Consider the following 19,913-nt stretch of genomic DNA (forward strand, 5'->3'; position numbering starts at 1 on the left):
TTGCTACAATTCCAAAGCAATATTCAACACCTTGAGTTTATATAAAAATCTCTTTAAACAAACACTTATCTACGGACTGGCAACGGTTTTCCCAAGGATAATCAGCTTTATCCTGAATCCGCTGTTTGTTATGTACCTGCCCGATAAAAGCAAAATGGGAGAGGTTTCGATTATTTTCTCTTATTTGGTTTTCTTCAACGTGGTATTGTCTTACGGAATGGAAACAGCTTTTTTCCGATTTTATAATGCCGAAGAAAACAAAAAGAACGTCATTTCAACTTCCACGATTTCTTTGTTTTGGTCTTCTATAGGCTTTCTGATTTTAGGGTTGTTATTCCGAAACACTTTGGCAGGTTGGTCCGGTATTAGCGTAGAATATATTACCTACACTATTTGGATTTTAACGCTTGATGCATTGGCGATTATTCCGTTTTCAAAGCTGCGTGCCGAGAAAAAGCCGATGCGGTATGCCGCTATCAAAATGGCGAATGTTTCGATAAACCTGTTTTTGAATGTTTTCTTTTTGGCATTTCTGCCGAATCTGGTTGCGCACAATCCGGATGGATTTTTTAACACCATTTATTTCGAAAACTTCCAGATTGGATACATTTTCATTTCGAATTTGATTGCAAGCATGATAACACTGCTTGTACTGATTCCGAATTACACTGGTATTTCCTGGAAATTCGATAAGGTACTTTGGAAAAAAATGATGACTTATGGCCTGCCGATTCTGTTTGCCGGAATTGCCTTTGCTATCAACGAGCATTTTGATAAAATCCTTTTGGACTGGATGCATGTTCCTTTGTCCGACATTGGAGCCTATTCGGCCTGTTATAAAATAGGAATGTTCATGGTGTTGTTCCGTACGGCTTACACTTTGGGAATTGAACCGTTTTTTTTCAGCCATGCGGCAAATGAAAATGCGCAACAAACCTATGCGACAATCACTAAATATTTTGTGATTTTTGGCTCGTTTATCTGTTTGTTTATCATCGTTTTTATCGATTTACTGAAACAGCCATTGGTGCCACGAAAGGAATATTGGGATGCTATAAAAGTGGTTCCCTTGATTGTATTGGCTAATTTCTTCCTGGGGATTTACACCAACCTTTCGGTTTGGTACAAACTTACTGACCGAACCAAAGTTGGAGCATACATTTCAATTGTCGGAGCATTGGTAACACTGATTTTAAATTACTTGTTGATTCCGTTAAAAGGCCCTTTTGGAGGTTATTATGGTTCGGCCATTGCAACGATTGCTGCCTATGGAAGCATGATGATTATCTCCTATAAATTGGGGCAGAAACACTATCCGATTCCGTATGACTTCAATAGGATTTTCAGTTATCTGGGACTGACGATTGTCTTCTCGGCTGTATCGTTTTACATTCCAATCCTTAGAGAAAGTTATCTTGTAAAATTCGGTTTGTTAGCCTTATTTTTATACTTCATTTATTATAGTGAAAAGGAAACATTACTTCGAATCATAAAAAGAAAAGCAAAATAAAATGACCATAAAAATCATCAATAAATCACAGCACGATTTACCTAATTACGAAACCATTGCCTCAGCAGGAATGGATTTAAGGGCAAATTTGTCGGAACCAATAGAACTAAAACCACTGGAAAGAGCCATTGTAAAAACCGGTCTTTTCATTGAGCTTCCAATAGGTTACGAAGCCCAGGTTCGTCCAAGAAGTGGCTTGGCAGCTAAAAAGGGAATAACGGTTTTAAACTCTCCGGGAACAGTTGACGCCGATTATAGAGGAGAAATTGGAGTGATTTTAGTAAATTTATCCAATGAAAATTTTGTCGTGGAAAACGGCGAAAGGATTGCCCAATTAATCATTGCCAGGCACGAACGCGCCGAATGGATTTCAGTTGAGACACTTTCTGAAACATCCCGTGGCGAAGGCGGATTTGGAAGCACAGGAGTAAAATAATTAATAGAAAGAAAATGAAAATAATAGTTCCAATGGCAGGTCGTGGTTCACGTCTTCGCCCACATACATTAACCATCCCAAAACCATTAATTCCAATCGCAGGGAAACCAATCGTTCATCGTTTGGTGGAAGATATTGCCGGAGTTTTAAATCAGGAAATTGAAGAAGTGGCGTTTATCATCCACGAAAGTTTTGGTAAAAAAGTAGAAGAAGACCTGATTGCCATTGCCCATAAACTAGGAGCAAAAGGAACTATTTATTATCAAAACGAAGCATTGGGAACCGGTCATGCCATTATGTGTGCCAAAGATTCCCTGAGCGGTCCAGCGGTTATTGCTTACGCCGATACGTTGATTCGAGCCGATTTCGATTTGGATAAAACAGCAGACAGCGTTATCTGGGTAAAACAGGTTGACAAACCCGAAGCTTTTGGGGTAATTAATCTGAATGCAGACAACGAAATTGTTGAATTGGTGGAAAAACCAAAGGAGTTTGTTTCTGATTTGGCAGTAATCGGAATATACTATTTTAAGGATATTTCCGTTTTAAAGAATGAGCTGCAGGCTGTTTTGGATAATAACATCATCCACGGTGGCGAATATCAAATCAATGACGGCATTAAACAAATGATGGCTAAAGGCATGAAATTTGTACCGGGCAAGGTCGATGAATGGATGGATTGTGGTAACAAAGACGTAACAGTTGAGACCAATTCAAGGATGTTAGGATTCCTTCATAATGATGGCGAACATTTGATTGATTACGGAGTAAAACAGGAAAACTCGACTATAATCCCACCATGTTATATTGGGGAAGATGTAGTTTTGATCAATGCTATTGTCGGCCCAAATGTATCACTTGGAAGAGGAACCCATATCATCGATTCAACCATTAAAAACAGTTTGGTTCAAACGCATGCCCATATTAAAAATGCGAGTTTAGACAATGCGATGATTGGAAATCACGTAAATTACGATGGTAATTTCACAAGCATCAGCATCGGGGATTACTCGGTTTTAGAATAAAAAGAATGAAAAAATTAGGAATTTATAGTCTGTTGTTTTTTGGAATGTTATGCATTCCAAACAATGTCGTGGCTCAAAAAGAGCCCGAGAATGATGTGGTTACGATAGACGATGGATTCCAGGATTTGTTCTACGAAGCGATACAACAACGAAGCATCGAAAACTACGACAAGGCTATTGTGGCTTTGGAAAAAGGCATCACTATTGAACCCGACAACCCTGTAATTTATTTTGAGTTGGGGAAAAATTACCTGGCCCAAAAAAAATATAAGGAAGCTTTCGAAAACTTTGAAAAGGTATCAAAAATGCAGCCCAACAATCGCTGGGCTTGGGTTGGAATGTATGACGTTTGTTATGAAACCCACGATTACAATGCGGCCATTCCGATAGTTGAAAAACTTGTGACTTTCAAGGAAGATTACAAAGAAGACCTGACCTCGCTGTATATGAATACGCAGCAGTTTGACAAAGCACTGACGCTGATTAATGAGCTCAATGAAAAATTTGGGAAATCGGATAAACGCGAATTGTACAAAGCTGACATTTTAAGGGATTCTAAATACCAGTCTTCAGAAAAGTTCAACTTGCTCGATCAGATTAAGAAGTTCCCAAAAGAGGAATCCAACTACATTGCGCTGATTTATATGTATTCCCAAAGCAATCAGGAAGAAAAAGCTTTGGAAATCGCACAGAAACTGGAAAAGGAAATCCCAACTTCCGATTGGGCACAGGTGAGTTTGTTTAAATTCCATTTGAATAACAATGATGGAGATAATGCCGTGAAGGCAATGAACATTGTGTTTCCAAGCAAAAAAATCGATTCGAAAATCAAACACAGGATGCTGAATGAATTCCTGATTTTTACCCGAAATAATCCAAAATATGAACCCGATTTAGACAAAGCGATTTCGTATTTTGATAATGATAAGGAAGTTAAGGTAGCCAAGGAAATAGGTAAGTTTTATTACTCAAAATCCAATTGGGCACAAGCCATCAAATATTTTGAGATGCATTTGAAAAATAACGAAGACGATGTGGAAACGCAGTTATTATTGATGCAGGCTTATACCGAAAACCAGCAGTTTGATGTTTTAGCCAAAAAAGCAGATAACCTGACGCAGCTTTTTCCAACACAGCCACAGTTTTACTATTATGCAGGTTTGGCGACCAATCAGCTTAAAAACTTTAAAAAAGCAGCCACTATTTTAGAATCAGGACTCGACTTTGTTGTGGATGATGAAGCTTTGGAAATCAATTTCAATATTCAATTAGGCGAAGCTTACAACGGTTTGGGAGACAACAATAAGAAAGAAAAATATTTTACAAAAGCCAACGAATTAATCAAAAAGCAAAAGAAATAATGAAAAAGGGATTGCACGTTCTAACGATTGTTTTTTTGGTTTGCGTAACACTGTCCTCGTGTAAACCGAAGCAATTTGTCAACACAAAGACGCCGACAAATGCTGTAAACACAGACAGCGTGCTGACTTCTGAAAAAATCATCCAAAAACATTACGATAATAAAATTGGTTTTTCGACGTTATATATTAGAGCAAGCGCCAAGTACAAACATGAAGATGATTCGCAAAGCGTGACGGCCGAAATCAAAATCAAAAAAGATGAGAAGATCCTGGTAAGCATACGCGTTCTTGGAATAACCATGGCAAAAGCGTTGATTACACCAAAACAGGTTCAGTATTACGAGAAAATAAACGGCTCTTATTTTGAAGGTGATTATCAGGCCTTGAGCCAATGGCTGGGAACCGATTTGGATTTCTATAAAATCCAGAACATGCTGATTGGGCAGCCCATTGATGATTTGACAAAAGGGAAATATTCGTTTACCGAAACCGATAAATTCTATAAATTAAATACAACCGAAGGCAGTACCCAAAAAGCATTTTCGTTTGAAGCGGAACATTTTCTACTAAAAAAGCAGGAAATCAGCCAACCGGAAAAAGAACGTAATTTTGAAGCGAATTATCCCAATTTCCAAGAGTTTGCATCGGCAATACTACCGGCAAGCTTGACGATTAATGCGTTTCAAAAGAACGGAAAGACAACCATTATAATAGATTACAATTCAATCACTTTCAACGAAGACCTGAGTTTTCCCTACGATGTTCCCGAAGGATATGACCGAATTTTTATAAAACAGAACTAACCCATATGCCAAAATTTCTTTTAACCGTATTAGTATTCTTTTGCTTCACGCTAAAAATGTGGAGCCAGCCACCAACACAAGAACAATTGGAAGAGCGCAAAGCCCGGATTCAGATGGAAATCCAGGAAAAGGAGCAATTGCTGAAATCCGTAAAAAGCAAGGAAAAAACTGTCGTTGGCCAATTGCTAATTCAAAGGGAAAAAATTGGGCTAAAGGAAAAACTAATCAAAACCACCGAAAAGCAAACCAAACTACTCAACAACGACATTTACATCAATCAGGTTAAAATCAATCAGCTTAACAAAGACTTGGACCAACTCAGGAAAGATTACGCAGCGATGATATTAAAGTCGTATAAAAGCCGTTCTGAACAAAGCCGTGCGATGTTTTTACTGTCTTCTGAAAACTTCCTTCAGGCGTATAAACGTGCGCAGTACATGAAGCAATATGCGAGTTACCGAAAAATGCAGGGTCAGGAAATCGAAGGGAAAACCAAACAACTTATGGGCTATACCAATCAAATTGTGGTTCAGAAAAAAGAAAAGGAAAAGCTCATTGTAGAAAACGAAAAAGAAAAGGAACAGTTGGAGAAAGAGAAGGAAGAGCAGGAGAAATTAGCCAGCCAAATCCAGAAGGAGAAAGGCAAAATCGTTGCTGAAATCAAGAAGAAGCAGTCAGAAACCAAAAAGATCGATGGTCAAATCAAGAAACTGGTTCGTGATGCGATTGCTGCTGCCAACAGAAGAACTGCAGCTGCCAACGCCAAATCCAATCCTAAAATAACAACAGCTGAGAAGGCCAGGATTACATCCTCGGATAAGATTATTTTGACACCGGAAGGGAAATTGGTTTCCGATAATTTTAAGGCAAATAAAGGAAGGTTGCCTTGGCCTGTGGAAAAAGGAGCCATTTCACTTGGATATGGTGACCAGCCACACCCGGTTTTCAAATCGTTGATTGTACACAACAGTGGAATTGAAATCTCGACAGAAAGCGGAGCGATTGCCAGAGCCGTATTTTCTGGTGAAGTAGCCCAGGTTCAGCAAATAACGCCGCTTAAAAAAGCCGTTTTGATTAAGCACGGAGACTTTTTCACTATATACCAAAACCTGAGTTCCGTAAATGTACAGGTTGGCGATAAGGTTTCGGCAAAAGAAACCTTAGGCAAAATCAGGACTGATGCTGATGGTCAGACCGTCCTCAAATTCCTGGTATCGCAAAACTCGGTTTATTTCAATCCGACGACTTGGTTGTCCGGAAGATAAAATAAAAAAAGCCCCGATTCAGTCGGGGCTTTTTTTATGCTGTGGATTGGTTTAGTTTTTCTTCAATAAGACCTTTTCCTGCGTAAATTGGTAAGCTGCATCCAAAAATGCAATCATCTTATTCCAATTGGCGTTTGGCTCATAGTAATTTTTATAATACTTATTGGTATTAATGATCAGTTGATTTCCTTTCACTTCAGCTTTAGAAGTAAATCCACCTGTTTCGTTTTCCACCTTTTTATTGAATTTTTCCAAGCCCGAAACCGAATATCCGGCTGGAATCTCCAGAATAATTTCATTGTCAAAAGAACGTGGATAAACCATATAAATGTTGTTTTTCCTGTCTTTTTCCTTTTGGTCGATTTCAATTTGGGCCGTCAGCATTTTGCCAATTTCAATCAAATATTTATCGCCTGCCTTTTTGATCAGATTGTCTTTTACATTAAAATTCTCTTCAATCTCCAAAGCCGATTTTTTGCCATAACGACCGCTGTTCTTGATTTCCAGTTTGTAATCTTCAACAGCGAATTCGAATTCCTCTTCAGCAGATTTTTCAAAAGCTTCCTTCTGTTTGTCCTTCATTTTGTTAATCAAGGCATTTAACTCATTGGTATACTGTTCTTTTTTCTTTTTGTTTTTTACATATTCCAAAAGCTGGGTTGTGCCATATTTTTTATAATCCTCATAAACAAAATCATAGAAATTGAACTTTTCCTTTTGCTCATTTTCCTTTAAATGACCCAAATAAGAAGACTCTCTTTTTACCTTAAATCCTGTAAAATCATCCAGTTTTAAAGTGGTTTTGGTTTTATAATTGTTTTCCTGGTAAGTACTTGACGGAAGCACAACCGTAGACGCATCAGTCACTCGTTTTCCTTTGGAAACTTCCAAAACATAGGCTTTGGAATTCTCTACAGAATAATCAATCTGATCTGCGCTCGTGTACGGTGAAAAATACTCAAGGTAAACCGGATTTTTAGTATTTACCCTAATCAGTTTGGTAACATTTCCCTGAATCAATAAATCATCGATGGAACCATTGTATCGAGGCGTTGCCACAATGATATCATAATCAATTTCATTCTTTTTAAGGAAATACATAAAGTAGTTGATAAAGGATTCCTCACGACTGAAGAATATCGGGTTACCACCATAATATTCAAAAGGGTAAAAAATCTTAGCGTCATTTACCACAAAAGCCTCAATGTAGCGCGTGTAATATTCGTGTCGGCAGAAATAGTAAACCTCACGTACTTTCTCTTCTTCACTGGCAAAAGATTTGCCTTTCAGGAAGTCCTTGATTGGGCCTAAATCACCATCTGGAACGAACTTCTTGTTGTAATAATCATAGATGTCTTCTTTGGCAACCGTTTTCTTGATTTCCTTTTCGCTTTCAGACAAAAAGCCATCAGCCAGTTTTTCAAATTTCCCTGAACGGGCAAAAATCACCTGGAACTTATAGCATGGCATTTCTGCGTAAGGGTAAAACCAACGCGGGAATTCATTCTTTTCAATATTCTTTTCGGTCAGTTCGTAGCTTCTTTCGCCACTGCTTTTGGTTGGGATTTGTTTTAAAGCCGGAGCACCATTATACGTATTGAAATTTACAAAGAAATCATTTTCAGTTTCCAATGTAATCTTCAAATCCATAGTTGGATAAACATCGCCCAAAGGAGTTTCAACCGCAGCAAAAGTGTAATCATAAACCGATTTGAAAGGCTCAACACTGTAAAAATAATAGTCGATAATATCACCAACTTCCAGGTTTGGAATCGCCAGCTTTTGCTCGCCATTTACTTCCTTCGCTTCCTTTTCGGTGTCGATTTCAATTTCCTTTCCATCAGGTTTAACCACTTTTACCCCAACGAAATTGGTTCCTCTGCGCCAAACAGTTCCATATGCTTTGTTCGAATAGAATTTGTTTTTATAGGAAAACTGCGAAAACTCGGTTACGGCAGCCTGATCCAAAAGCTTAACCCTTTTTCGGATTGCTGAAGTGTAGGTAACGCTGGCACCAAACTTATGATAGTTATAATGCTCCCTTTTATGGATGAAGACTGCAGATTCGTTTTTCCATTTATCGGGAATGGAATTGGCTTTTTTGAATTCATCTTTTGGACCCCAAAAAAAGTCCCGTATTTCTTTTTTATCTTGAGCTATTATCGACGAAGTTACGAATAGCAAAAGCAATAACAATTTGGCTTTCATTTGATTTTGGTTTTATTTTGATAAGGTAATCTGTTGGTTATAATTTTCAATTAGTTTTTTGTTGAAATCGTTCCACTTCCCAATTTCACCCGCTTTGATGCAGGCGTTTTTGAACAGGAATGTTTTTTTATAGACAATTTCTTTTCCGGTGTTTTCGAAACTGATGTTTACGTCGAAATTATTTTCCTTGATGACCAGGTTCGAAGGTATTTTGGTCACCTTGTAACCATCAGGGATTTTTAAGGTTATTTCGGAATTGAAATAGGTTTTATAATCCATCTCATAATCTACTTTACGGTCTTTTAATTCGAAGCCTTTATATTCATTCATAAAATCCAAATCAACATAAATCTCATTGTCAAAAGAAGAAACCTTATTTGAAATCGCAATGCCATAATCAAGCGTCAAAACCGAATCACGGTTTTTGAAATCGCTTGTCTTCAAATCGTTTACAACAATGTCCTTTTTCTGCCTTGTTAAAAAACCATCAAGGCGTTCTTTCTTTTTATTGGATTCAAAACTATTGTAAATGTTCAGGAACTGGGTTTTGCTCTCGCCTAAAAAGCTTTTGTTGCACGTACCAATCATCTTTTCTCCGTCAAGGCTTAATGCGGCTTTGAAAACCTCTTTATTGGCATCGGCATTTCCGCCTGGTACTTTTTCAATGATACAGTTTTCTCCGTCTTCAATCATGACTTCCTTGTTTTGGATGCGCTCTGCATAATCGCCCAAAGAATTGAATTTTTCAGTTCCGTCAAGGTAGATTTTTTTGCCTTTGTAAATCAATGTACAAATCATGTGGTTGTCCACTGCCAAAGATGGGGTTTTGTAATCGTAGGCAATGTGTTTGGTTCCAATCCAGGTAAGACGCGCGTCAAAACCGGCTAATTTCAGCATTTGCTTAATCAAATTGGCCATTCCTTTACAATCGCCATATCTTTTTTCGAAAACGTGGTTGGATTCGTCGGGTTTAAATCCGGCAATGCCATCTTCAAAAGCGATGTAACGGATGTTGTCCTGAACCCAATAGTAAATGTTCTTGATTTTTTCGTCATCGGTTTTGGCATTTGCCGTAAGCTCCGTAACCTTTGCTTTCATTACATTCGGATCGTCTTTCATCATCAATACCAGTGAACGATACCATTTGTACAAATCCTTATAATCCCTGAACAATGGAGTTTTTACATTGTCTTTGGTAAAAGATTTCGCCAGGATTAGGATGTGTGGATAAATGTAGCTTCTTCCCGGAGTTTCTTCCTCCTTGTAAACCGCAGGAACATCATCAAATGTATAGGTGATGTGCGTGATGTCTTTTTCCTGAGAGGATGTTTTGGTGATTTTGTAACCGTCAAAATTCAATTCCTTTAATTCAACTTCAAGCCAGTTTGGAATGTCAAATGAGATTTTTTTCTTTAGGATTGGATATTCATCATTAAAGTACAAAGCCGTAAAATACTTTACGTCATCATACTTTTTCTGCATTTCGTATTTATAATTGTAGCCCTGGACAGGAAAATCAACTGTGATGTATTTTACCTTTGCATCGTTGTAGAACAAATCCTTATCCTTATAATATTCGTCCGTTACCTGAAATTGTGCAGTCTTGTCATTGCGGTATTTCATAGAGAAAGTTTCAATGCTCGATTCGCTGTCGTAAAATTCGGCTTTGTGGATATCTGAGCGGTAATTGATGTTCATCAAATTCTCCTTAGAATTGTGATTTACAATTACTTTTCCGTCTTTTTTGTTTAAATCAAAGGAAATATAATCACTGCTTTCGAGGATGGCAATGTCATCTTTAGCATAAATTTCGCGTAATTTTTTTGCCTTCGTAATGTCTTCCGGAGTTGGATCAATGCCCTTTTGCGCCATAGCAGCATTCACAAAAAAGCAAACAGAAACCAACAAAAATTTAATGGTTTTCATTTTACAGAATTTTTGGAAATATACTGCTTTTTTTAAATAAAAAAAGGGGTACTATAAAAACAACGCTTTTAATTCGGTTGCGTCGTGCGGTTTCATTTTTCCGGCAAGGACCAAACTCAGTTGTTTTCTGCGCAAAGCTGCGTCAAACCTCAATTTTTCTTCTTCAGTCTGAGGCTCAATTTGTGGCACCGGAACAGGATTTCCAGTTTCATCAACCGCAACAAAAGTATAGATGGCTTCGTTTGCCTTCGTTTTATTCCCTGATTCACGGTCTTCAATCCAAACATCAAGGAAGATTTCCATAGAGGATGTAAACGCACGGGACACTTTCGCTTCAACAGTTACAACGCTTCCCAAAGGAATCGCACGATTGAAAGCAACGTGGTTTACCGAAGCAGTAACCGTAATCCTTCGGGAATGCCTTCGTGCTGCAATGCTCGCTGCCCTGTCCATTCGTGCCAGCAATTCGCCGCCAAAAAGATTATTCAATGGATTGGTTTCACTTGGCAAAACCAAATCGGTTAAAATGGTATGTGATTCTGAAGGAAATTTTGGGCTCATACTTTTTTTTGCAAAGGTAATGAGCCTAAACAAAAAATCCCGTTTTCACGGGATAATTTTATTGTTCCTGTATCAAAAGCCAGGCATCTTTGTTATCTAACTTATGAATGTCTTTCATAGCCTGCTGTGCATCGGTATAACTTGGATAACTTCCATACAACACCGGGAATAATCCGTGTTTGTTTGGCGCAAGCCTTATAGCTTTAAATCCTAATTTGAGTAATCTCTGATAATGTTCTTCTGCATTGCTTTCAATCCTAAAAACACCGGCAACTACATGGTACGGCATTTTTTCAGCAGGAACGGTTAAGGTCACAGACGGCAATGGATTTGAAATATAAAATGTTGCTTCCTGAATCTTTTGGTTTACTTTTTTCTGAACGTTGGTTTGTACCAAAAGTGTTTCTTCGGCAATTTTCTTTTCGTAGAATTTGTACCCTACAGTTCCGGCAATACCGGCTGAAAGCAGGAATACCGCAGCATATTTCAGGAATGAATAATTTCTTTTCTTTTCAGGAGTGAAGATTATCGGAGCCTGTTCTTCGAGTTGTTCTACTTCCTCTTTGTAGGTTTCACGTAAGACTTCACGCTTTACAGCCGGAGAAATAAAGGAACTCAGTCCAAAAGATTCCTTCAGGTAATTGATTTGGTCCACCGGAACAAAAACAATGTTCTTTTCCGAATTCAATGAAAAATCACCGATATTCTTGATAGAGAAATTCCCAAATTCCTGAATCTTGGTTTTCCAATGCGACACCTCATTCTGGATTGCATTTACTGCAACTTCATAAGAGATTTTTTCGGCTTCCGCCAAATGATTAGCCAATAAACCATCATTGTTTTTGATGAATGGATTAAAGGAAACCATCTTTTTAGGAGGATAAAATGAATGCGAGCTTTCGTCCAATTGTGCCGACTGGAATTCCGTCAGGAACGCACCAAATCCTGGTACGGTAACACATTGATAACGATATAATAATTGGGAAATGTATTGCTCAATCTTCATGTGAACAAATTTAGAGAAACAATAGTAGTATCAAAAAATTATTCACAATTTTTATTAACAATCCCAAGAAAAAATTCTTATTTTCGTAGTAAATTACTTATATGGACTCAACTGAACTTTTGAACGTTTTAGCCTTATTGAAAGTGGAGGGCGTTGGAGATGTTGTGGCTAAAAAACTGATAAACCACTGCGGTTCAGCTTCGAATGTTTTGAATTCGAAAGCGAGTCAGTTGAAGTCAATCGACGGTATTGGTGATTTTTTGATTAAAAACCTGAAGGATAAAACCATTTTCGAAAAGGCAGCACAGGAATTAAAATACATTGAAAGTGAAAAAATCAAGCTGCTTTTTTATCAGGACGTAAATTACCCTGATCGATTAAAACACTGTATTGATGGACCGGTTTTGCTTTTTGCATCGGGCAATTTAAATCTGGATAACAGGAAAATAATCAGCATTGTCGGCACACGCCAAATTACTTCTCACGGAATGGATTTCTGCAGGCAGTTGATAGCCGATTTGGCAATTTTCAATCCAATAATCGTCAGCGGATTTGCTTATGGTGTTGACATTGTTGCGCATCAGGCCGCAATGGAAAATAACCTGCAAACCATTGGAGTTTTGGCGCATGGTCTGAATCAGATTTATCCCAAAACACACAAGAAATACGTTGCCAAAATGGAACAGAATGGAGGATTCCTAACTGAATTTTGGAGCAGTTCCAACCCCGAAAAGGAAAATTTTGTCAAACGAAACCGCATAGTTGCCGGAATGAGCGAAGCCACAATTGTAATTGAAAGTGCCGAAAAAGGAGGCTCATTAATCACGGCAATGATTGCCAATGATTACAACCGCGATGTGTTTGCAGTGCCGGGAAGAACCACGGATAGATTTAGCTCAGGCTGTAATAATCTAATCAAAACGCAACGCGCCAACCTGATGACTTCGGCGGCAGATTTGATTTATATTTTGAATTGGGAATTGGAAGCAAAAGAAACGCGTCCCATTCAAAAACAATTATTTGTAAGTTTGGATAATGACGAGCAAAAAGTCTACAACTATCTTCAAAAACAGGGAAAGCAATTACTCGACATCATAGCATTGGAATGCGATTTCCCGATTTTCAGGATTTCAACCTTGCTTTTAAATATGGAACTCAAAGGTGTTGTAAGGCCATTGCCCGGAAAACTGTTTGAAGCGGTTTAATTATTCAAATCCCAATTTAACCCTGACTTTCTGTAAAACATCATCAGCTACTTTTCCGGCTTTTGCAGCACCTTGTTTTAGCAAAACATCCACTTCCGCAAGATTGCTCATATAGTAATTGTATTTTTCACGTTCGGTTTTGAAGTTCGTGATAATCAATTCAAACAATTCCTGTTTGGCATGACCGTAACCAAAATCACGATTTACATTTTCATATTTCGTTCTCATTTGGGCAATCTGTTCTGCGTTTGCCAATAATTTATACAGCCCAAATATTTTACACGTATCCGGATTTTTTGGTTCTTCCAATGGCGTGCTGTCGGTTTCAATCGTCATGATTTGTTTGCGCAAAGCTTTATCATCGAGGAAAATGTTGATGATATTTCCACGGGATTTACTCATTTTCTGGCCATCAGTTCCGGGAATATACATGGTGTCTTCCTGAACTTTAGCTTCAGGAATGACAAAGGTTTCCCCCATTTGGTGATTGAATCGCGAAGCCACATCGCGTGTAATTTCGATATGCTGCAACTGGTCTTTTCCAACCGGGACAAAATTGGCATCATACAATAAGATGTCCGCAGCCATTAACATTGGGTACGAAAACAAACCGGCATTTACATCGTCCAATCGATCAGCCTTATCCTTAAAGGAATGTGCCAAAGTCAAACGCTGAAAAGGGAAGAAGCAACTCAAATACCAGGACAATTCCGCTGTCTGGGGAACGTCGCTCTGACGGTAAAAAATCACTTTGTTGATATCCAAACCACAAGCAAGCCAAACAGAGGCTGTACTGTATGTGTTTTGACGAAGCTCATCTCCATTTTTAATCTGCGTTACCGAATGCAAATCGGCAATGAACAAAAACGATTCGTTGGCTGGATTCTTCGATAGTTCAATAGCAGGCAGAATGGCGCCCAATAAATTCCCTAAATGTGGTGTTCCGGTACTTTGGATTCCGGTTAATATTTTTGACATCTTCAGTTTTTTTCTAGTCGCAAAGTTAAACCTTTGTATCAAAAATTGCATACGTTTCCTTACTTTTGACAGATGAGAGCACTGAAAATTGTTTTTTGGACACTTTATCGCATTTGGTTCTACATACTAATGGCGATTCCGATAATCGTCATGTTCCCATTTCTTTTTATTTCAATACTTTCGGAAAGATGGTATCCTTATTTCTTTGTCATGGCAAGGATTTGGGCCAAATTCATTTTGCTTGGAATGGGATTTTTCCCAAAAGTGGAAACCGAGCAGGAAATCGTCGAAGGCAAAAGTTATATGTTTGTCTCCAATCACACTTCAATGACCGATATCATGCTGATGCTTTCGGTAGTTAAGAATCCCTTTGTTTTTGTGGGCAAAAAGGAATTGGCTAACATTCCGCTCTTTGGATTTTTTTACAAACGAACCTGTATTCTGGTCGACAGGAAAAGCTCTAAAAGCAGAATGGCGGTTTTTGAAAGAGCACAGAAACGTTTGAATCAAGGGTTGAGTATCTGCATTTTCCCCGAAGGCGGAGTTCCCGATGACGAATCTGTATTGCTGGATGAGTTTAAGGATGGAGCTTTTCGCTTGGCAATTGACCATCACATTCCAATTGTTCCGTTGACTTTTGCCGATAACAAAAAACGATTTTCCTATACCTTCTTTAGTGGAAGCCCGGGTGAAATGAGAGTGAAAATCCATCATTTTTTTGATACCAAAGATGCTACTACTGAATACAAAAAGACTTTAAAGGCATCTGTCCGTGAAGTCATCCTAAAACAACTTGAGGCATTCCATAAATAAAAAAGAGTCCCTAACCTTGGAACTCTTTTTCAGCTATTACTCGGAAGCAATAACATCACCTTAACTAATTTTAAACATAGTAACAAACTAAAATTTATAACTGATACCGCTGTAAATCCCAAAAAGGTAGGGTTTGAAATGTCCGGCGTTTTCGTTAAATGTATTCAGTTGATATTTTACAGTAGGTTCAACATTGAACTCAAAAGATTTCATAAAGCTGTATTTTATTCCAAGTCCCAAATTGGTACTGAAATGGACGTCATTTAAATTATTGGCTTCCCCAAGCACGGTAGAACGATCTTCGCCGACAATTGTAATTTTATTGTCCTGAAGGAAAAGCGTACTGAATCCACCAATGATTTTTAGGCCAAATTTTTTGTCCAACAAGTTATAGGTCATTTCAACCGGCATTTCCAGATAACCCATTTCCTGTTTAAGGTAACCACTGTTTTTGTGTACAAATGAATTTTCAAAAGGGAGTAAAGTGGTTTCTGAAAAACTTGGAGTCGCTGCAGTACTACTTTCCACATGGATCATTTTGCTGCTGGCTATTGGGCTGACATTTTGCAGTGTTTTTGCCTGTAGCCCGGTAAAAAACAGGATGTCATTAGTGTCATAACTCATGTTTACCTTATTCAATCCGGTCCTGATGGAGAATTTTTTATTCACGGCATAACTTACGCCAAGTCCAAAGCCCACATCGGTTTTATACGATTTGGAATTCCTGGAAAGTGTTGAATCGATTGGCGAACCACTTTCGATCGAACCTAAAAAAACAGGAGCAACGTTTGAGGTCAATTGCCACCTGCTTTTTTTAGACTCTTTCTTCTTGCTTTCTTTTTCATTTAGCAATTCTTCCAATTCATTTTTAGCGACACTTTTATTGGAAGCTGTGTCGTTTGCTTTCTTGTCGGTTTCTTTTGTTGCGACTTTTGAATTATTATTTCCTTTTAAATCATCAAGATTGATGGTTTTTTTATCCTCAGAAATTGGAGTCTCCTTGTTGTTTTTGTCTTTTGAATCGTTTTGTACCAGTTCTTTTTCAGCATTGGGCTGTTTATTGTTTTGCTGATTTTGATTGGATTCTTTCGATTTGGTTTTTGGATTTTGGGCAAGCTGATCCTGTGATTTTTCAAAAGCTGTTTCGGTAATTGAAGCTTTGTTTTTCTCAGGATTGGAGCTATTTTTCAAAGAACGGCGATGCGATGCTTTTCTTTCTGCCACAGTAGATTTTGAGGAATAAACCGATTTTTGAGTTCCCTTTTTTTCTTCCGAAGTGTTGCTGCCTTTGACTTTATTGGAAGTTTCAACAACCGCATTATTCGAAACGGAATTATTTGTTTTATTGAGGTCTTCAACTTTTTCCTGATTGGATTTACCAGCATCATTTTGATTTACAATTGGACTTTGGTTTTCCGGTTTGCTGTTCGGTTCATTCGGAATTTCATTGTCTTTCATATGTTTTGAATGGACATCCTTAATATTGGTTTTGTCTTTTGGATTGGAATTATTTTCGTTTACAATAGGATTGTCTGTTTTGACACCACCATCATATATGGATTTCGAGATTAAAAAACCAAGTAAAAACACGGCAGCAACACCAGATAATTTCCACCAAAATGGAATTACCCTTCTTTTCTTTTTGTCGTCGAGCTTTGCTTCAATATTTACCCAGGCTTCTTCGGAAGGATTAACTTCGAAGTCCTTGAATTTCTCCTGAAACAGTCGATCTATGTTTTTTCTTTCACTCATTTTGCAGAAGGAAATTTTTTGTTTTCCTCGTTTTTATGCTGTTCTATTTTTTCCTTTAAAATCATTCGTGCCCGAGATAAATTTGACTTTGATGTTCCAATGTTAATCGAAAGCATGTCAGCAATATCGGCATGCGAATAACCATCATTAACATAAAGATTGAACACCAACCTGTATCGGTCTGGTAATTCCTGGATAATCTTTAACAAATAGTCCAGCGATATGTTGTCATCATCAATTTCAACTTCATGATCTTCGGCAACGTCTTCATTTACCAAACTCAGGAATGTCTGCGTCCGGTATTGTTGCAAAACATGGTTAATCATTACCCGCTTAAGCCAGCCATCAAAAGAACCTTTAAAGGAATACTGCTCAATTTTATTAAAAATCAGAAGAAAACCATCCTGGAAATTATCCTGTGCCTCGGTATGATTGCGCGAATATTTTAAGCAGACAGCAAACAGTTTTGACGAGTATAATCGGTATAACTGTTCTTGCGCTTTTCTATCATTGTTTTTGCAATCATTTATGAGTTGATTTAAATCCAATTTTCAAAAATTGACTATTATTTTTTGTTCGTTACAGGCACTTCATATTCTAAGAATACATCCACATTATTTTCATCTTTCCCTTGATAAAACTTAAATTTATAAGAGCCATTGCTTGTTACATAGAAATTAAAAGTATATTCTGCCTCATCATTTGGAGTTTCTATACAATTATTTCTTTCCTCAACAGCGGTTTCAACAGCTATCGTTCGCTCATTCAAATACTTTTCATAATAAAGCTGGTTAAAATAATGACAGGAAGTTGCCAGTTTAAAATGAACAGTAATCGGATAGGTTTGGCCTAATGTAAATTCTGTTGGAATTTCAACACTTTCAATTTTTGTCAATTCAAATGTATAATGCGGATTATCGTCTGGTGTGCAAGCACCTAGTAAGAAAACTAAGGCTAAAAGTGAGAATACTTTCTTCATAATTATATTCGATTTGTTCCTAAAGATGTTCGTTTGTAAAAATGGTTGCGTTAAGATAATAAAAAAATCACGCTCTGGGCGTGATTTAGTTTTTAAGCTTCGTTCTCTTTAATCTGTTCTTTTATTTTTTGTTCCAATTCGTCAGCTAATTCCGGATTGTCTTTTATAAGCACTTTGACAGCGTCTCTTCCCTGGCCTAGTTTTGTATCGCCATAGCTAAACCAAGAGCCGGCTTTTTTAATGATTTCAAATTCAACCGCTAAATCGAGGATTTCTCCAGTTTTGGAAACTCCTTCGCCATACATGATGTCAAATTCGGCAGTCTTGAAAGGTGGCGCTACTTTGTTCTTAACCACTTTTACTTTAGTTCGGTTCCCAATTACATTTTCGCCTTCCTTGATTTGTGAGGAACGACGGATATCCAAACGAACTGAAGCATAGAATTTCAAAGCATTTCCGCCGGTTGTTGTTTCAGGATTACCAAACATAACTCCAATTTTTTCCCTCAACTGATTGATAAAGAAAACGGTACAATTGGTTTTGCTGATGGTTCCAGTTAGTTTTCTCAAGGCTTGTGACATCAAACGGGCATGCAATCCCATTTTGGAATCACCCATTTCGCCTTCAATTTCACTTTTTGGCGTTAATGCAGCAACAGAGTCAATTACTACAATGTCAATTGCACCGGAACGGATTAGGTTTTCGGCAATTTCCAATGCCTGCTCACCATTATCAGGTTGTGAAATGATTAAATTTTCAATATCAACGCCTAACTTTTCGGCATAATTTCTGTCAAAAGCATGCTCAGCATCAATAAAGGCAGCAATTCCACCTGCTTTTTGGGCTTCTGCAATGGCATGAAGCGTCAATGTTGTTTTACCCGAAGATTCAGGTCCGTATATTTCAATAACCCTTCCTTTTGGATAACCATTTACGCCCAAAGCTAAATCCAAACCAAGCGAGCCTGAAGGTATCACTTCTACTTCTTCGACTGCTTTGTCTCCCATTTTCATTACGGTTCCTTTGCCGTAAGCTTTGTCTAATTTATCTAGTGTTAGTTGTAATGCTTTTAATTTCGCTTCTTTTTCTGAACTCATTTTTTATAAATTTTGTGGCATAAAAATAATGCTTTTTTTGATGTCATAGGATACAAACCAGAGGAGTTTTGAACAAATTATTTTGACGGTTCCAATATTGATTATAATCACTTTAAAGGTACGTGGATTTGACCTCAAACAGGTGTATAAAAACTGTATATTTTATAAAAAAATAAACTGTTTTTAACCTTGTTTTATATTGCGTCCCCCTATTTTTCCTTATTTTTGTCCTCTATTTTGTATGCAATGGAAAAGCTTATTTCGTATCCAATTTCAGTAGTCTATTATCTTTGTTTTGGATTGTGCCTGGTTATTTTTCATCCTGTTCAATGGATATGCCTGAACGTTTTTGGCTATCAGGCTCATAAAAAAAGTGTCGATTACCTGAATTTTTGCCTGACTTTATGTACCCGTATTCTAGGGACAACCTATACTGTACAGAATAGGGATACGATTCCGAAAGATGCTCCAATAATATTTGTTGCCAATCATCAAAGCTTATATGATATCATAGGAATTATTTGGTACTTGAGGAGGTTTCACGCCAAATTTGTCAGCAAAAAGGAACTGGGGAAAGGCATTCCAAGTGTTTCGTACAACCTTAGGCATGGCGGCTCAATCCTTATCGATCGGAAAGACCCAAAGCAGGCAATTCCCGTAATAAAGCAATTGTCTGAATATATTGAAAAACACAAACGCTCGGCAGTTATTTTTCCTGAAGGAACAAGAAGCAAGGACGGAAAGCCAAAAGAATTTGCCCAAAGCGGACTAAAAATCCTCTGTAAATATGCGCCTTCGGCATATGTTGTGCCAATTACCATCAATAATTCGTGGAAAATGGTTAAATTTGGAGCTTTTCCAATGGGTTTAGGAAATAATTTGCAATTTATAATTCACGAAGCGATTGCTGTAAAAGATTATCCTTTTGAAGAGTTAATGGAGAAAACAGAAAAGTCAGTAACCCAGTCTATTAAAATATAATTTCGAT

18 protein-coding genes are annotated in these 19,913 nt (G+C 37.7%); 9 read left to right on the forward strand and 9 right to left on the reverse strand.

Annotated features, from left to right (window positions below; translation table 11 throughout):
• Positions 1–31 precede the first annotated feature (31 nt).
• From L1S31_RS04385 to L1S31_RS04410, 6 genes are read left to right on the forward strand one after another with little or no spacing between them, the layout of a single operon-like run.
• A complete protein-coding gene (locus tag L1S31_RS04385; RefSeq protein WP_236462709.1) occupies positions 32–1,510 on the forward strand; it encodes a lipopolysaccharide biosynthesis protein in 1,479 nt (492 codons plus the stop codon).
• A gap of 1 nt (position 1,511) precedes the next feature.
• The gene (gene dut / locus L1S31_RS04390) at positions 1,512–1,946 is read left to right on the forward strand and encodes a dUTP diphosphatase (protein WP_236462712.1); all 435 of its coding nucleotides are present in this window, start codon (positions 1,512–1,514) and stop codon (positions 1,944–1,946) included.
• 14 nt (positions 1,947–1,960) lie between these two features.
• A complete protein-coding gene (locus L1S31_RS04395) occupies positions 1,961–2,971 on the forward strand; it encodes a sugar phosphate nucleotidyltransferase (protein ID WP_236462715.1) in 1,011 nt (336 codons plus the stop codon).
• Positions 2,972–2,976: 5 nt separating this feature from the next.
• Complete coding sequence (locus L1S31_RS04400; protein ID WP_236462718.1) at positions 2,977–4,332, forward strand: tetratricopeptide repeat protein; 1,356 nt, start codon at positions 2,977–2,979, stop codon at positions 4,330–4,332.
• Positions 4,332–5,135, forward strand: coding sequence for a lipoprotein insertase outer membrane protein LolB1 (gene lolB1, locus L1S31_RS04405; protein WP_236462721.1), 804 nt, complete (start codon positions 4,332–4,334; stop codon positions 5,133–5,135). Before L1S31_RS04400 ends, lolB1 begins: the two co-directional genes overlap by 1 nt.
• Before the next feature lie 5 nt (positions 5,136–5,140).
• Entirely contained in the window at positions 5,141–6,400 is a 1,260-nt protein-coding gene (locus L1S31_RS04410; protein ID WP_236462724.1) for a murein hydrolase activator EnvC family protein, read from the forward strand.
• 51 nt (positions 6,401–6,451) lie between these two features.
• Here L1S31_RS04410 and L1S31_RS04415 read toward each other — a convergent pair whose 3' ends face one another.
• The 4 genes from L1S31_RS04415 to L1S31_RS04430 are packed head-to-tail and all read right to left on the reverse strand — an operon-like array spanning position 6,452 to position 12,101.
• Positions 6,452–8,608, reverse strand: a complete 2,157-nt coding sequence (locus tag L1S31_RS04415) for a DUF3858 domain-containing protein (protein WP_236462727.1) — start codon at positions 8,606–8,608, stop codon at positions 6,452–6,454.
• A 12-nt stretch (positions 8,609–8,620) separates the two neighbouring features.
• Positions 8,621–10,534, reverse strand: coding sequence for a transglutaminase-like domain-containing protein (locus L1S31_RS04420; protein ID WP_236462730.1), 1,914 nt, complete (start codon positions 10,532–10,534; stop codon positions 8,621–8,623).
• Between the two features lie 51 nt (positions 10,535–10,585).
• Complete coding sequence (locus tag L1S31_RS04425; protein ID WP_236462732.1) at positions 10,586–11,095, reverse strand: acyl-CoA thioesterase; 510 nt, start codon at positions 11,093–11,095, stop codon at positions 10,586–10,588.
• 58 nt (positions 11,096–11,153) lie between these two features.
• The gene (locus L1S31_RS04430) at positions 11,154–12,101 is read right to left on the reverse strand and encodes an HU domain-containing protein (protein WP_236462735.1); all 948 of its coding nucleotides are present in this window, start codon (positions 12,099–12,101) and stop codon (positions 11,154–11,156) included.
• Between the two features lie 101 nt (positions 12,102–12,202).
• On the opposite strand from L1S31_RS04430, the gene dprA reads away from it, so the two are divergent.
• Entirely contained in the window at positions 12,203–13,306 is a 1,104-nt protein-coding gene (gene dprA, locus L1S31_RS04435) for a DNA-processing protein DprA (protein ID WP_236462738.1), read from the forward strand.
• Here dprA and trpS read toward each other — a convergent pair whose 3' ends face one another.
• Positions 13,307–14,284, reverse strand: coding sequence for a tryptophan--tRNA ligase (gene trpS, locus L1S31_RS04440; RefSeq protein ID WP_236462740.1), 978 nt, complete (start codon positions 14,282–14,284; stop codon positions 13,307–13,309). It lies immediately after the preceding gene.
• Between the two features lie 72 nt (positions 14,285–14,356).
• Here trpS and L1S31_RS04445 point away from each other — a divergent pair, with 72 nt between their 5' ends.
• Positions 14,357–15,097, forward strand: coding sequence for a lysophospholipid acyltransferase family protein (locus L1S31_RS04445; RefSeq protein WP_236462745.1), 741 nt, complete (start codon positions 14,357–14,359; stop codon positions 15,095–15,097).
• Between the two features lie 87 nt (positions 15,098–15,184).
• On the opposite strand, the gene L1S31_RS04450 is transcribed toward L1S31_RS04445, so the two are convergent.
• The 4 genes from L1S31_RS04450 to recA all read right to left on the reverse strand — a co-directional run bounded on the left by L1S31_RS04450 (position 15,185) and on the right by recA (position 18,925).
• Positions 15,185–16,849: an outer membrane beta-barrel protein gene (locus L1S31_RS04450; protein WP_236462749.1), complete on the reverse strand. Its 1,665-nt coding sequence runs from the start codon at positions 16,847–16,849 to the stop codon at positions 15,185–15,187.
• A complete protein-coding gene (locus L1S31_RS04455) occupies positions 16,846–17,397 on the reverse strand; it encodes an RNA polymerase sigma factor (RefSeq protein ID WP_236462753.1) in 552 nt (183 codons plus the stop codon). Before L1S31_RS04455 ends, L1S31_RS04450 begins: the two co-directional genes overlap by 4 nt.
• A gap of 17 nt (positions 17,398–17,414) precedes the next feature.
• Positions 17,415–17,828 carry a hypothetical protein gene (locus tag L1S31_RS04460; protein WP_236462756.1) on the reverse strand — a complete coding sequence of 138 codons (414 nt, stop codon included), beginning with the start codon at positions 17,826–17,828 and terminating at the stop codon, positions 17,415–17,417.
• 92 nt (positions 17,829–17,920) lie between these two features.
• Positions 17,921–18,925 (reverse strand): recombinase RecA, encoded by a 1,005-nt coding sequence (gene recA, locus L1S31_RS04465; protein ID WP_236462759.1) that lies wholly within the window; start codon positions 18,923–18,925, stop codon positions 17,921–17,923.
• A gap of 246 nt (positions 18,926–19,171) precedes the next feature.
• Here recA and L1S31_RS04470 point away from each other — a divergent pair, with 246 nt between their 5' ends.
• On the forward strand, positions 19,172–19,906 hold the full coding sequence (locus L1S31_RS04470; protein ID WP_236462762.1) for a lysophospholipid acyltransferase family protein: 735 nt from the start codon (positions 19,172–19,174) through the stop codon (positions 19,904–19,906).
• Positions 19,907–19,913: the final 7 nt, after the last annotated feature.

It is taken from the genome of Flavobacterium wongokense (assembly GCF_021608265.1).
Lineage (GTDB): Bacteria > Bacteroidota > Bacteroidia > Flavobacteriales > Flavobacteriaceae > Flavobacterium > Flavobacterium wongokense.

Excerpts from the sequence above, each read along its gene's own strand:
- dut (WP_236462712.1), top strand. The coding sequence starts at position 1,512 with ATGACCATAAAAATCATCAATAAATCACAGCACGATTTACCTAATTAC.
- L1S31_RS04395 (WP_236462715.1), top strand. The coding sequence starts at position 1,961 with ATGAAAATAATAGTTCCAATGGCAGGTCGTGGTTCACGTCTTCGCCCA.
- L1S31_RS04400 (WP_236462718.1), top strand. The coding sequence starts at position 2,977 with ATGAAAAAATTAGGAATTTATAGTCTGTTGTTTTTTGGAATGTTATGC.
- lolB1 (WP_236462721.1), top strand. The coding sequence starts at position 4,332 with ATGAAAAAGGGATTGCACGTTCTAACGATTGTTTTTTTGGTTTGCGTA.
- L1S31_RS04410 (WP_236462724.1), top strand. The coding sequence starts at position 5,141 with ATGCCAAAATTTCTTTTAACCGTATTAGTATTCTTTTGCTTCACGCTA.
- L1S31_RS04415 (WP_236462727.1), bottom strand. The coding sequence starts at position 8,608 with ATGAAAGCCAAATTGTTATTGCTTTTGCTATTCGTAACTTCGTCGATA.
- L1S31_RS04420 (WP_236462730.1), bottom strand. The coding sequence starts at position 10,534 with ATGAAAACCATTAAATTTTTGTTGGTTTCTGTTTGCTTTTTTGTGAAT.
- L1S31_RS04425 (WP_236462732.1), bottom strand. The coding sequence starts at position 11,095 with ATGAGCCCAAAATTTCCTTCAGAATCACATACCATTTTAACCGATTTG.
- L1S31_RS04430 (WP_236462735.1), bottom strand. The coding sequence starts at position 12,101 with ATGAAGATTGAGCAATACATTTCCCAATTATTATATCGTTATCAATGT.
- dprA (WP_236462738.1), top strand. The coding sequence starts at position 12,203 with ATGGACTCAACTGAACTTTTGAACGTTTTAGCCTTATTGAAAGTGGAG.
- trpS (WP_236462740.1), bottom strand. The coding sequence starts at position 14,284 with ATGTCAAAAATATTAACCGGAATCCAAAGTACCGGAACACCACATTTA.
- L1S31_RS04445 (WP_236462745.1), top strand. The coding sequence starts at position 14,357 with ATGAGAGCACTGAAAATTGTTTTTTGGACACTTTATCGCATTTGGTTC.
- L1S31_RS04450 (WP_236462749.1), bottom strand. The coding sequence starts at position 16,849 with ATGAGTGAAAGAAAAAACATAGATCGACTGTTTCAGGAGAAATTCAAG.
- L1S31_RS04460 (WP_236462756.1), bottom strand. The coding sequence starts at position 17,828 with ATGAAGAAAGTATTCTCACTTTTAGCCTTAGTTTTCTTACTAGGTGCT.
- recA (WP_236462759.1), bottom strand. The coding sequence starts at position 18,925 with ATGAGTTCAGAAAAAGAAGCGAAATTAAAAGCATTACAACTAACACTA.
- L1S31_RS04470 (WP_236462762.1), top strand. The coding sequence starts at position 19,172 with ATGGAAAAGCTTATTTCGTATCCAATTTCAGTAGTCTATTATCTTTGT.